Source organism: Pseudomonas sp. H1h, from assembly GCF_000633255.1.
In the GTDB taxonomy this organism is placed as follows: Bacteria; Pseudomonadota; Gammaproteobacteria; order Pseudomonadales; family Pseudomonadaceae; genus Aquipseudomonas.
Genome location: NZ_AYMJ01000018.1, coordinates 250111 through 262724 on the forward strand (window position 1 = coordinate 250111; position 12614 = coordinate 262724).

General features: G+C 61.8%; 14 protein-coding genes. 8 read left to right on the top strand and 6 right to left on the bottom strand.

Annotated features, from left to right (window positions below; genetic code table 11):
- Window positions 1–364: 364 nt before the first annotated feature.
- A complete protein-coding gene (locus tag U862_RS0116840; RefSeq protein WP_025111467.1) occupies window positions 365–835 on the top strand; it encodes a DUF1289 domain-containing protein in 471 nt (156 codons plus the stop codon).
- A 120-nt stretch (window positions 836–955) separates the two neighbouring features.
- Here U862_RS0116840 and U862_RS0116845 read toward each other — a convergent pair whose 3' ends face one another.
- On the bottom strand, window positions 956–1819 hold the full coding sequence (locus U862_RS0116845) for a universal stress protein (protein WP_025111468.1): 864 nt from the start codon (window positions 1817–1819) through the stop codon (window positions 956–958).
- A gap of 158 nt (window positions 1820–1977) precedes the next feature.
- Between U862_RS0116845 and U862_RS0116850 the strand changes: the two genes are divergently transcribed.
- The 3 genes from U862_RS0116850 to U862_RS0116860 all read left to right on the top strand — a co-directional run bounded on the left by U862_RS0116850 (window position 1978) and on the right by U862_RS0116860 (window position 4728).
- The gene (locus U862_RS0116850; protein WP_025111469.1) at window positions 1978–2586 is read left to right on the top strand and encodes a tRNA-(ms[2]io[6]A)-hydroxylase; all 609 of its coding nucleotides are present in this window, start codon (window positions 1978–1980) and stop codon (window positions 2584–2586) included.
- 147 nt (window positions 2587–2733) lie between these two features.
- Window positions 2734–3441, top strand: a complete 708-nt coding sequence (locus tag U862_RS0116855; RefSeq protein ID WP_025111470.1) for a response regulator — start codon at window positions 2734–2736, stop codon at window positions 3439–3441.
- Complete coding sequence (locus U862_RS0116860) at window positions 3442–4728, top strand: ATP-binding protein (protein WP_025111471.1); 1287 nt, start codon at window positions 3442–3444, stop codon at window positions 4726–4728.
- Window positions 4729–4847: 119 nt separating this feature from the next.
- On the opposite strand, the gene U862_RS0116865 is transcribed toward U862_RS0116860, so the two are convergent.
- The gene (locus U862_RS0116865; RefSeq protein WP_025111472.1) at window positions 4848–5336 is read right to left on the bottom strand and encodes a GFA family protein; all 489 of its coding nucleotides are present in this window, start codon (window positions 5334–5336) and stop codon (window positions 4848–4850) included.
- 294 nt (window positions 5337–5630) lie between these two features.
- Here U862_RS0116865 and U862_RS0116870 point away from each other — a divergent pair, with 294 nt between their 5' ends.
- The 3 genes from U862_RS0116870 to U862_RS0116880 all read left to right on the top strand — a co-directional run bounded on the left by U862_RS0116870 (window position 5631) and on the right by U862_RS0116880 (window position 8836).
- Window positions 5631–6515 carry a LysR substrate-binding domain-containing protein gene (locus U862_RS0116870; protein WP_025111473.1) on the top strand — a complete coding sequence of 295 codons (885 nt, stop codon included), beginning with the start codon at window positions 5631–5633 and terminating at the stop codon, window positions 6513–6515.
- 99 nt (window positions 6516–6614) lie between these two features.
- Complete coding sequence (gene aguA / locus U862_RS0116875; RefSeq protein ID WP_025111474.1) at window positions 6615–7736, top strand: agmatine deiminase; 1122 nt, start codon at window positions 6615–6617, stop codon at window positions 7734–7736.
- Window positions 7737–7738: 2 nt separating this feature from the next.
- Complete coding sequence (locus U862_RS0116880) at window positions 7739–8836, top strand: extracellular solute-binding protein (protein WP_025111475.1); 1098 nt, start codon at window positions 7739–7741, stop codon at window positions 8834–8836.
- Window positions 8837–8847: 11 nt separating this feature from the next.
- Here U862_RS0116880 and U862_RS0116885 read toward each other — a convergent pair whose 3' ends face one another.
- From U862_RS0116885 to U862_RS0116895, 3 genes are read right to left on the bottom strand one after another with little or no spacing between them, the layout of a single operon-like run.
- Window positions 8848–9495, bottom strand: coding sequence for a DNA-3-methyladenine glycosylase (locus U862_RS0116885; RefSeq protein WP_025111476.1), 648 nt, complete (start codon window positions 9493–9495; stop codon window positions 8848–8850).
- Window positions 9496–9497: 2 nt separating this feature from the next.
- A complete protein-coding gene (locus tag U862_RS0116890; RefSeq protein WP_025111477.1) occupies window positions 9498–10295 on the bottom strand; it encodes an isocitrate lyase/phosphoenolpyruvate mutase family protein in 798 nt (265 codons plus the stop codon).
- Between the two features lie 30 nt (window positions 10296–10325).
- Window positions 10326–11408 (bottom strand): bifunctional transcriptional activator/DNA repair enzyme AdaA, encoded by a 1083-nt coding sequence (locus tag U862_RS0116895; protein ID WP_025111478.1) that lies wholly within the window; start codon window positions 11406–11408, stop codon window positions 10326–10328.
- Window positions 11409–11516: 108 nt separating this feature from the next.
- Between U862_RS0116895 and U862_RS0116900 the strand changes: the two genes are divergently transcribed.
- The gene (locus U862_RS0116900) at window positions 11517–11930 is read left to right on the top strand and encodes a VOC family protein (RefSeq protein ID WP_025111479.1); all 414 of its coding nucleotides are present in this window, start codon (window positions 11517–11519) and stop codon (window positions 11928–11930) included.
- On the opposite strand, the gene U862_RS0116905 is transcribed toward U862_RS0116900, so the two are convergent.
- Window positions 11927–12547, bottom strand: coding sequence for a LysE family translocator (locus U862_RS0116905; protein WP_025111480.1), 621 nt, complete (start codon window positions 12545–12547; stop codon window positions 11927–11929). The two genes, U862_RS0116900 and U862_RS0116905, sit on opposite strands and share 4 nt — an antisense overlap.
- Window positions 12548–12614 lie beyond the last annotated feature (67 nt).

Below are 12614 nucleotides of genomic sequence, written 5' to 3' on the forward strand. Positions count from 1 at the left end.
TACCGGCAATTCCTTACAGAAGCTGCTTTCAAAGTTTTACGCCTGCAGAACGGGGAGCTGATGAGGGTTGGCGTTGGGCTTTTCCCCGCTGGAAAAACCCTTCGCCAACACCGCTCTGAAGGAACGACTGTGCTCGTGACGCTTTGAAAACAGCTTCTAACGGACATTGGCGCCTTAAAAGGCTGGCTGATTCTACGGCAAAAAAAATTTAAAGGTAAGTCGGACTCTATTGGACTTTGGTGGCGTTGTGCGCGGGCGGAGCAAACCGCGATCCAGCGCTTGTCCCTGACGTTTGAGGGGTGATCAATGCCCGACAAAGGGCTAACATGCCGGCCTGTTCCGCGTTTCAGTGTTTTGCCAATTTATGCCCAATCAGACCATCAAGACCCCCTGCGTCGGCCTCTGCTCCACTGTTTACGGAGATCTGGTGTGCCGCGGCTGCAAGCGTTTCCACCACGAAGTGATCAATTGGAATGGTTACAACGAGGAGGAAAAGCGCGCGGTGTGGTTGCGTCTTGAGCAATTGCTGTCACAAGTGATGGCGGGCAAGGTCGAGATCTTCGATTCGGCGCGCCTGCGCCAGCAGCTGGAGCAGCGCAAGATCCGCTTCGTGCCGCACCAGTCGGAATATTGCTGGGCCTATCAGCTGATTGCTCGCGGGGCGCGGGTGATCATTAATCTGGAAGCCTATGGGATGGTGTTGCTGCCGGAGTTCCGCGACTGGAACCTGCCGGAACTGCGCGATGCCATTGATCGGGAATTCTTCCTGCTGTCGGAAGCGCATTACCAGCGCTACATTGCGCCCGGCTTCCTGAAAGACGCCTTCGGCGCCTGAAGATCAAAAGCTTCGCGAGCAAGCCCGCTCCCACAGAGGAATGCATTCTAAAGGTAGGAGTGCATTCCAAATGTGGGAGCGGGCTTGCTCGCGAAGGGTCCATCCAATACAGCGCAATTCTCAGTGCTTCACCGCCAGCTCCACCAGATGGTCCTCAACCTCCTGCGGCTTGAGCACCAGCACATCGCTTTCCAGCGAATCGAGCACCACTTCGGCGGTATTGCCGATCAGCGCCCCTGACAACCCGGTCCGCGCCACAGTGCCGATGACGGTCACCGCCGCTTCCAGCTTGTGCGCCATGAACGGGATCAGCACATCCGCCGGGCCTTCTTCGATGTGCAGATGAGCGTCATCGACATCGAATTCGGCCTGAAACGCCCGGCATTGCTCGCGATACCTGGCCTCGATGGTTTCCTTGAGCTGAAAGGTCGGGTCAGCCGCCGAGAGCATCGGCGACGGGTGCGCACTGATTACATGCAGATGCCCTTTGGCCAGGCTGGCGATGTCAAAGCCGTGATCGATGATCGTCGTGTGCAAATGCCGGTGTTCGCCATCGGCGTTGCCCACGTCGACCGCTGCCAGAATCACCCGGTCCTTCCATGGTATGCAGGTTTTCACCAGCAGCACCGGGGTTGGGCAGTGACGCAGCAGTTTCCAGTCCGCCGGGGTCAGCAAGGCTTTTTTCAGCGCGCTGTCAGGAAAGTGCTGTTTGATCACCAGCCCGCAGCCTTCGGCCTGCTGCACATCGATGATGGTTTCGTGCAGGCTCTCGTTCCACGCCTGTTCGGTGGTCACGCTGTAGCCGTCGGCGATCAGCGCGGCTTTGAGCACGCCGAGCATGCCGGCGTGGTCGTGTTTGCGGTCACACACCAGCAGGTGCAGATGCGCCTGGGTCACGCCGGCGATCAACTTGGCGCGCTTGAGCGCCAGGCTTTCCGAATGTTCGGGTTCGATGACCACCAGAATGCTGCGAATGGCTTGCATGAGCGGAGTCTCCAGCAAAGAAAAGGCACGGCGTTGCACAACTATAGTTGCTGCTCATCGGCCTGCGACTTGATGCATATCAACGCCTGCGACTGGTGGTCTGCGGGCAGGCCGGTATAATCGGCGCCCTTCGCGCCAATACCTTTACCGTGAGCCCCATGATCCTGCCCGAAATCCACGAATTCCTTGGCTGCCGCACGCCCGACGCCTGGGTCCAGGCCGCACTGGCCGATCAGGAAACACTGCTGATCGACCACAAGAACTGCGAGTTCAAGGCCGCCAGCACCGCGCTGAGCCTGATTGCCAAGTACCATTCCCACGTCGACCTGATCAACATGATGTCGCGTCTGGCCCGGGAAGAGCTGGTGCACCACGAACAAGTCATGCGCATCATGAAGCGCCGCAAGATCGAGTTGCGCCAGCTGCATGCCGGGCGTTATGCCTCGGGCCTGCGCAAAGTGGTGCGCAGTCACGAGCCGGTGAAACTGGTCGATACGCTGGTAGTCGGCGCGTTCATCGAAGCACGCAGTTGCGAACGTTTCGAGGCGCTGGTGCCGCATCTGGACGAAGAACTCGGCAAGTTCTATTTCGGCCTGCTGAAAAGCGAGGCGCGGCATTTTCAGGGTTATCTGAAGCTGGCTTACCAGTACGGCGACGCGAAGGACATCGCCCAGGTGATCGAAAAGGTCCGCGCTGCCGAGCAGGAGCTGATCGAATCGCCGGATGAAGAGTTTCGCTTCCACAGCGGTGTGCCGGCCGCGGCCTGACACACAAACTGTTAAAAACTCTTAAGAGTATGAAATATCACCGAAAACCGGCCCCAGTGGCCGGTTTTTGCTGCCTGCAACCACGCCACACCCGCGATTGCCGCCATAATGTCGGCCACTTCACACATGGGTTGGCAGACGGTCGTTATGGATAACCTGGGTTTTGGCAAAGTCCTGCTGGTCGAAGACGATGAGCGTCTGGCCACGCTGATTGCGCACTTTCTCGAACAGCATGGCTACGAGGTGCGCGCGGTGCATCGCGGTGATCTGGCGATGGCCGCGTTTCTCGAGTTCCAGCCCAAAGTGGTGGTGCTCGACCTGATGCTGCCGGGGCAGAGCGGGCTGCATGTGTGCCGGGAAATCCGCAGCGTGTCGGACACGCCGATTGTCATCCTCACCGCCAAGGAAGACGACCTCGACCACATTCTCGGCCTGGAATCCGGCGCCGATGACTACGTGATCAAACCGATCAAGCCGCCGGTGCTGCTGGCGCGGCTGCGCGCCTTGCAGCGGCGCCAGGTGCCGGACAGCGGCGTCGTCAGCTCGCTGGAGTTCGGCCGGTTGAGCATTGATCGCAGCTGTCGCGAAGTGCGCCTGGCCGGCGAAATCATTGAAATGACCACCATGGAGTTCGAGCTGTTGTGGCTGCTGGCCAGCGCTGCCGGCAAGACCTTGTCGCGCGATGACATCCTCAACCGCATGCGCGGCATTGCCTTCGACGGGCTCAATCGCAGTGTCGACGTGTACATCAGCAAATTGCGCAACAAGCTCAAGGACAATCCCCGCGAGCCGGTCTGCATCAAGACCGTGTGGGGCAAGGGCTATCTGTTCAATCCGTTCGCTTGGGAGCTGTAGATGCTGCGGTTATTCCTCGGGCTGTTTCTGGTGATGACGGTGGGGCTGGTGCTGGCCCTGCAAACCGTCGAGCACACCTTCAACGCATTGCTCGACAATCAGATGCAGGCCTACAACCGTGAGGCGGTGCGTGGGCAGGCGTGGTCACTGGTCGAGCACATGCGCGATCAGCAAGGCGCGGCGCGTGAGCAGCAACTGGAGGCGTTGCGCCCGCACTACGGCTTGTCGCTGAAGCTGGTGGAGGCCGATCAACTGGCTCTCAGCCCTGAGGAAAAATCCGAACTGGCGCAGAACCTGCTGGTGATTCGCGACAACTACACCCAGTTCATCAGCAACATCGACGGTGGTTCGCAGTTGCTCAGCATCAAGTTGCCGCCGGAGCCGAGCCTGATGCCGTTCTACATTGCGGTGGCTTACGCGATGCTCGCGGTGCTGATCGGCATCGTCTTGTTCTTCTGGGTGCGCCCGCACTGGCGCGATCTGGAGAAACTGCGCCTGGCCGCCGAGCGCTTTGGCGATAACGACCTTTCGGTGCGCATTCAACTGTCCAAGCGCTCGAACATCCGCGACCTGGCCGAGCACTTCAACCTGATGGCGGCGCGCATCGAGAGCCTGATCGCCAATCAGCGCGAGCTGACCAACGCCGTATCCCATGAACTGCGTACGCCGATTGCGCGGCTTTCGTTTGAGCTCGATCAGCTCAAGCAGCAACCGGACGCCAGCCAGAACCGCGAACTGATCGCCGACATGTACGCCGACCTTGGCGAGCTGGAGGAAATGGTCTCCGAACTGCTGACCTACGCCAGCCTGGAACGCGGTGCAACGGTGATCAAGCGTGAGAACATTCAGGCCGCCAACTGGCTCGACAGCGTGGTCGGCAGCGTGGCGCTGGAGGCAGAAGCGGCGGGGGTGCAATTGCTGATCGGTGATTGTCGGATCGACACAGTGCGCATCGAGCCGCGATTCATGGCGCGGGCGGTGATCAATCTGCTGCGCAATGCTATTCGTTATGCCGAACAGCGCGTTGAAGTAACGCTGGTGCGCACCGGTGATTATTACGAGGTGCGGGTCAACGACGACGGCCCGGGTGTGCCGGTGGACGGACGGGAGAAGATCTTCGAGCCGTTCTCGCGGCTCGATGCCAGCCGTGATCGGCGCACGGGCGGCTTTGGTTTGGGGCTGGCACTGGTGCGGCGGGTGTCGCAATCCCATGGCGGGCAGGTCGAAGTGGGGGAGTCGGTTTGGGGTGGGGCGTCGTTTCGGATGACCTGGGCGCATCTGGATTGATCTGCGTTGCCAGTCCCGGCTTCTTCGCGAGCAGGCTCGCTCCCACAGGTTGAATGCATTCCAAATGTGGGTGCGGGCTTGCTCGCGAAGAGGCCATCAATCACACCGCAATTCCCGACTCATTTGACCAGCCCCAACCGTTCATGCCACTGCGCAATCGACTCTTCGGGATAAACCTCAAACTGCTTGTCCCCAGGCGTTGCGTCCACCTCAACCCATGGCGCCTTCGAACCGAGCATCAAATGCGTATGTTCCGGCGGTGTCGGCAATGGCGTGTCGATGGCCGAGGCGAACGGGTGGATCAACTCCGGCCATTGCGGGCTGAACAGCCACAAAGCGCTGCCGCACTGTGAGCAGAAATGCCGTTCGGCGGTGCTGCGGTGGGCGCGCTTTTCGCCTTCATCCTTCATTTTCGCGTGGTAGATGCTGATGTTCTTGCGACCCTGGACCTTGAGGCTGTTCGAGTCGCCACCGAGGTTGATCGCATAGCCGCCACCGCCCTGGGTCTTGCGGCAGATCGAGCAGTAGCAGCGTTGATAAGGGTAAGGGTGGGCGCTGGTCAGGCTGAAGGTGACGGCGCCGCAGTGGCAGGAGCCTTCGAGGTGCATGAGGGGCCTCCGGTGGGCTGAAGTGGTCCGGTTCAGCCTAGAAGGTTTGTGGCGATCATGCTGACGCCTTCGCGAGCAAGCCCGCTCCCACAGGGGAACGTATTTCAAGAGCGGGCTTGCTCGCGAAGAACGATAACGCGCAGCCACTGGACGCCTTCGCGAGCTGGCTCGCTCCCACGGGGGAACGCATTTCAAAATGTGGGAGCGGGCTTGCTCGCGAAGAACGATAACGCGCAGCCACTGGACGCCCACCGCCAGCCCGGTCAGCATGTCCCACAAAAAAGGGATCACCCCATGCGAAAACTCCCCTCACTGGCCGCTCTGCGAACCTTCGAGTGCGCCGCCCGTCACGCGCATTTCGGCCGGGCCGCCGCTGAGCTGTGCGTCACTGACAGTGCGGTCAGCCACCAGATCCGTCAGCTCGAAGAGCAACTCGGCGTTTCGCTGTTCATCCGCGAAGGCCGGCAGATTCGCCCGACCATCGCCGCCGGACGCCTGATGCAAAGCCTGCAGCAAGCCTTTGAACTGATCGGCGAGGCCTGCGATGAACTGCGCGACCCCTCGTCGTTGGCGGTATTGCGCCTGGCTGTGACGGCAGAACTGGCGCAAAAGTGGCTGATGAACCGCCTCACCGATTTCTATGCGCGCTACCCGCACATCACCCTGCATCTCTACGAACAGCCGATCGACGCCAGCGCGCCCGGTGAAGACATCGATCTGGCGATCACCTACGGCACCGGCCCGGTGGATAGCAGCGCCTACTTCGTGCGGCCGTTGCCGGCGCTACAGTTCTTCCCGGTGTGCAGCCCCGGGCTGTTCAACCAGGGCACGTTGAAAACCCCGAAAGACCTCGCGCGCCATTGCCTGCTGCACGACGACCAGGACGGCAAGACCTGGACCGCGTGGCTCACCAGTCATGCCGGCGATCTACGCCCGCAGCGCCAACTGTATTTCGCCCATGCCGGGCTGGCGCTGGAAGCGGCGGCGCAGGGGCAGGGGGTGGCGATGGGCGACAACCTTACCGCGCACGAGGACTTGCTGAGCGGGCGACTGGTGCGGCCATTCACCTCCAGCATGACCGCGCTCGGCCAATACGCGCTGGTTTGCGAACGGCTGCGCCTGGAGCGTCCGGCGGTCGCGCAGATGCTCGAATGGTTCAACGATCAGCTGACCGATTGATGAATTGAACTCAACGGTTCCGAAATAATCATCGTTGGCGGGCCAAGCGTCCGCGACCGTAGCCTGTGGTCATTCCCATCCCCAAGACGAGGTTTGATCATGGCACGTTTGCTCGACTCTACCCCTAAACGCGACGGCTTCCGTCTGCCCGGCGAATTCGAACGCAAGACCGGCTGCTGGCTCGGCTGGCCGGAGCGCACCGACGTGTGGCGCAACGGCGCGAAACCGGCGCAGAAAGTCTGGGTGCAGATTGTCACGGCGATCTCCCACAGCGAACCCGTCACCGTCTGCGCTTCGGCCGCGCAATTCGCCACCGCCCGCCGCCAGTTGCCGCCGCAAGTGCGCGTGGTCGAGATGACCTGCAACGACACCTGGTTCCGCGACAGCGGCCCCTGCTTTGTGGTCAACGATGAGCGCGGCGAAGTGCGCGGCGTCGATTTCGAGTTCAACGCCTACGGTGGCCTGGACGGCGGTCTCTACTACCCGTGGGACAAGGACGATCAGATCGCCAGCAAGATCCTCGAAATCGAGCGCTTCGACCGCTACCGCGCACCGCTGATTGCCGAACTGGGCGGGATCCAGAGCGACGGCCAGGGAAGCATCCTCACCACCGAACAATGCCTGCTCAACCGCAATCGCAACCAGCATCTGGGCAAGGACGAAGTCACCCGGCGCCTGACCGATTACCTCGGTGCCGAGCAGGTGATCTGGCTGCCACGTGGCTGCAAGTTCGATGAAACCGACGGCCATGTCGATGACCTCGCATGTTTCGTGCGTCCCGGCGAAGTGGTGCTGCAATGGACCGACAACCGCGATGACCCGCAATGGGAAATTTATCAGGAGGCCTACGACATCCTGCGCAGCACCCGCGACAGTCGCGGTCGCGAGTTGATCGTGCACAAGCTGCCGCAACCGGACGTGCTGGAGTGGACCGCCGAAGAAGCCGAAGGCCTCGATCAGCAGGACAGCACCCACACCCGTCAGGCCGGCACGAAAATCTGTGCGTCGTACATCAACTACTACGCCGGCAACAGCTCGATCGTGGTGCCGCTGTTTGGTGATCGCAACGATCAGGTGGCACTGGCGACCCTTGCCGAACTGTTCCCGCAGCACAAGATCGTCGGCATTGAAAACTCCCGGGAAATCCTCCTCGGTGGCGGCAACGTCGCGTGTATCACCATGCCGCAGTACGCCGGCACGCCTTACAAAAAGGGGGTGTAATGATGGGCCTGCACAAACTGACTCAAGCGTTATTGCTGGTGCTTGCACCCCTGTGTGTGCAGGCCGCCGACACGGCCAAACCGGTGGTTAACCTGTACATCTGGGGCGAATACCTGGCCCCGGATACGCTGAGGAATTTCGAAGCAAAAACCGGCATTCACGTGGTCGCCGATCACTTCGATTCGCTGGAAACCGTGGAGACCAAACTGCTCACCGGACGTAGTGGCTATGACCTGGTGCTGACCGCCGGCCAGCACCTGTCGCGGGCCATCGAGAGCGGCGCGATCCAGCCGTTGGACAAGGCACGGGTGCCGCACTTTGCCGGGGTGGGTGAAGAGTTTCGCCAGCACATGGCGGTGTTCGATCCGGGCAACCGCTACGCCGGGATCTACGCCTGGGGCACCACCGGGGTGGGTTATCGGGAAGACGCGATCCGGCAGCGCCTGCCGAATGCGCCAACCGACAGCTGGGCGATGCTGTTCGACCCGGCAGTGGTATCGAAATTTGCCGATTGCGGGGTGAGTCTGCTCAACGACCCGAACGAGGTGTTCGCGGCGGTCATGAAATACATGGGCCTGGACATCAACCGGCAGAGCCTCGACGACCTGAAACTCGCCGAGCAGCAACTGGCGAAGATCCGCCCGTACATTCGCTACTTCGACAATGACCTGAACATCAGCGACCTGGCCAACGGCAACACCTGCGTAGCGATGTCGTGGAACGGCAACGTGGCGATTGCGGCAGGGCAGGCGCAGGCGGCAAACAAGCCGTTCAAGCTCAGTTACCGCATCCCGAAAGAAGGCACGCTGATCTGGTTTGACGCCATGGTCATTCCCAAGGATGCACCGCATCCCCAGGCCGGGCTGGCGTTGATGGATTACCTGATGACCCCCGAGGTGATCGCGCCGATCACCGACACCATTCACTACGCCAACGCGATCACGGCGGCGGACGGTTTGGTGGATGCGTCGATCCGCAATGATCCGGGGACGTACCCGTCAGAGGCGGTGAGGGCTTCGCTGTACAGCAAGAATGACAATGGCAAGGTGTTCAACCGGGCGTTGATCCGGGCGTTCAGCAAGTTGAAATCAGGTCTGTGAAAAGCCAACCCTCACCCCAGCCCTCTCCGGGAGGGTGAGGGCAACGGTTTTGCCACGCGCCACAAATACCACGCTGCCACCGTCCGGTACGGGCTCCACGTCAGGCCGATTTCGATCATCTGCTTGCGCGTCGGCTGCACTTCCAGCCCCTTCAACCGGCGATAACCCTCGCGCACGCCGAAGTCGTCCGCCGGCAGGATATCCATGCGCTCCAGGCTGTAAATCAGCAGCATCTCCACAGTCCAGCGGCCAACCCCGCGCAGGCTGACGAGGCGCTCGATCAACGCCTCGTCATCCATCGCCAGCGCGGTGGGATAATCCGGCACCACGCCGTCCAGGCTCGCCTGGGCGATGCCCTGAATCGTCGCAATCTTGCCCGCCGAGAAGCCACAGCCGCGCAGTTGATCGAAGCCCGCCGCCAGAATCTGCGCAGGTCGGGGGAACGTCTGCCCGGGAAACAATGCCACCAGACGCCCGACAATCGCGTCGCCGGCCTTGGCGTGCAGTTGCTGATAGGCAATCGCCCGCACCAGCGACTCGTAAGGATCACGCGCCGGGTGCGGTTGATGCAGGCAGGGGCCGACAGCGCTGATGTGCCGCTGCCAGTCCTCGTCGAGTGCGGCCAGATGTTTGCGGGCCGCTTGATAACGCTCGGCCATGCTTATTTCAGCAGACCGTTGACTTCGCCGTAGGTCAGCGCCTTGAGCGCATGGGTGTCGAGCTTGCCGCTGGCAAAGAAACTTTTCACCAGGGTATCCATTGCGCCATAGAGGAACTCGGCGATGCCGGAGCCGGCGCTCAAACGGCGCACACCCAGGGCCTGAAGCTCCTCGGGCGAGGGCAGGCTGGCGAACCCCAGGACGTTGACCGGCAACGATGTGCCTTTGCAGATCGCCTCGATTTCATAGGCAGCGGTGACGCCGGCCGCGAACAAACCATCAGCCCCGGCCGCCTGGTACAGCGCCGAGCGCCGCAGGGTTTCAGCGACGCGGTCTTGCGCCGGGACCAGGCCTTTTAGGTAAACGTCGGTGCGGGCGTTGATGAACAGCTTCACATCACGCTTCTGAGCGACTTGCCGCGCCACTTCGATCTTGCGCGCCAACAGCTCTGGTGCGCCGCTGCCGTCCTCGATATTGATCCCGACCGCACCGGCGGCCAACACCGCATCGATGACCTCGGCCACGCGCCCCAGGTCATCGGAATAACCGGCTTCGATGTCCACGCTCAGCGGCACCTTGATCACCCGGGCGATGGACTCCACGGTGGACATCAAGCGTTCGAGGGGCAGGGTATTGCCGTCCGGATAACCATGGGCCCAGGCCACCGCCGCGCTGCTGGTGGCGACCGCTTTGCCGCCCGCGTGCTCGACCAGTCGCGCACCGGTGGCATCGGCGACGTTGGTCAGGATCAGCAGGCCATCCTGGTGCAGCTGGTGAAACTGTGTGTCGAGTGTGCTCATCGAAATCCCTTCTTTTATGTTGTGCCGTGGTCAGAAAGCCAGTGGCTGCGTGAGCTGCACGGCGGCGTTTTCCAGCCGTAGCAGAAACGCCTTGCGCGGCTGCCCACCACCATAGCCGGTCAGCGAACCATCCGCACCGATCACCCGATGGCATGGCACCACGATCGCCAGGCGATTGTGCCCGTTGGCCAGCCCCACCGCACGACTGGCGCCGGGTTTGCCCAGGCGTGCGGCGACACTGCCGTAGGTGCTGGTGCAGCCATAAGGGATGTTCAGCAGTTCGCGCCAGACTTGCCGCGCGAACTCGCTGCCGGGCAGGTGCAAGGGTACGCTGAACACGCTGCGCGTACCGGCAAAATATTCGTTCAGTTGCTGCTCGATCTGCTGCAGATGGGCGTTGTGCCCCGGTGCGACCACGTAGCCGTGGCGGGTCTGCAGCTCATTGATCTCGCGGGTCAGTGCCGGGCGATCGAGAAACTCCAGCAATACCAGCCCGCGATGTTCGGCCATGGCGATCATCGGCCCCAACGGCGTGGTCAGACGGGTGAACAGTAGCGGTTCACTGTTGGCCGCCCGGCCCGGGGTGATGTGGAACGACTTCTGGAACGCATCGCGAAAACCGCTGAGCGATTCGTAGCCGGAATCAAACGCCGCATGGTCAATCGACGTACCTTGGCGGATTCCGCCCAGCGCCATGCCCAGCCGACGGGTGCGCAGCCAGGCGTGGAAAGTCATGCCGAAATGCTGCTTGAACCAGCGCCGCAGCTTCAGCGGCTCGATGCCTGCGGCCAGCAACTGAGCGTCGCTCCAGCGCAGCTCCGGGTCCGCATCGACGGCGGTCAGCAGGCGCTGCACCCATTCGGGGGCAATCGCGGCGGCGTCCAGCGGTTTGCAGCGCAGGCAAGCGCGATAGCCGGCCGTCAGGCATTCATCGGCATGGGCGAAGAATTCGACGTTTTCCGGTTTCGGCTTGCGCGCCGTGCAACTGGGGCGGCAGAAGATCCCGGTGGTTTTCACGGCCGTGAAAAACACCCCCTCATAGGCGGTGTCGCGTTCGAGCATGGCGCGAACCATCTCGGCGTGGGGCGGCAGGATTGCGGTTTGTATGTTCATGGCTAGAGCTTAAATCCAGGATTTCGATGGCTCCACCGAAAAATCGACAATGAATTTTTTTGATTCTGCACCACAATCAGCGGGTCGCCGATTTGAGGAAGCAACCCCATGCAACCGTTCATCATCCAACGTATCGACCACATCGTCCTGCGCGTCGCAGAGCTGCAGCGCAGTATCGATTTTTACGGCCAGGTATTCGGTGCCGAAGTGGTCAGGCACAACGAGAAACTGGGGCTGGTGCACCTGCGTGCCGGCAGTTCGATGATCGATCTTGTCGACTTGCAGGGTGAGTTGGGGCGCAAGGGCGGCGGGGCGGCCGGTGCCGAGCGGCGCAACGTCGATCACTTCTGCCTGCGCATCGAACCGTTCGATGAACCGGCGCTGACCGAACACTTGCAGGCGCACGGCCTGAGCGTCGAAAAAGCCGCCAGACGTTTTGGCGCCGAGGGCTATGGTCTGTCGCTGTACTGCTTCGACCCGGACGGCAATCAGGTCGAACTCAAAGGCCCGTCCGAGGCTTAAGCCCGTTTCGCCATCAGCAGCACCGAAGCCGCCGCCGACAGCAGTCCCGCGCAGCAACGGTTGAAGATGCGTTTGCCGCGCGGCTCGGCGAACCAGCGGCGCATGTGCAGGCCCATCCAGGCGTAGGCGCCGATGGCGATCCATTCCAGCAGCAGGAACAGCGCGCCGAGCACGGCGAATTGCGCCGGTACCGGACGGCTCGGGTCGACGAATTGCGGCAGAAACGCGGTGAACAGCAGGATCGCTTTCGGATTACCCGCCGCCACCAGAAACTCCTGGCGCGCCAGGCGGAATAAGCCAACCGAGGTGCCTGTTAGCTGCTGCCCGGCATCGGGATTGGCCCGCCACAGTTGCCACGCCAGGTACAACAAATACGCCGCGCCGATGATCTTGATCGCGTGGAACAGCCATTCCGAGGTTTGCAGCACCACCGACAGTCCCGCGCCAGCGAGGGCGATCATCCCGGCGAACGCCAGAATCCGCCCGATACCGGCCGCGCAGGCACGTCGATAACCATAACGGGTGGCATTGCTCACCGACAGCAGGTTGTTCGGGCCGGGGGCCATGTTCAGGGCGAAACAGGCCGGGAGAAACAGTGTGAGCGTGGCGAGGTCCATGGCGGCACTCCAGAAACGTGGATGCGCATTTTTATCACAGCCCCCGGGCGTAGCGCCCCGTACAGTC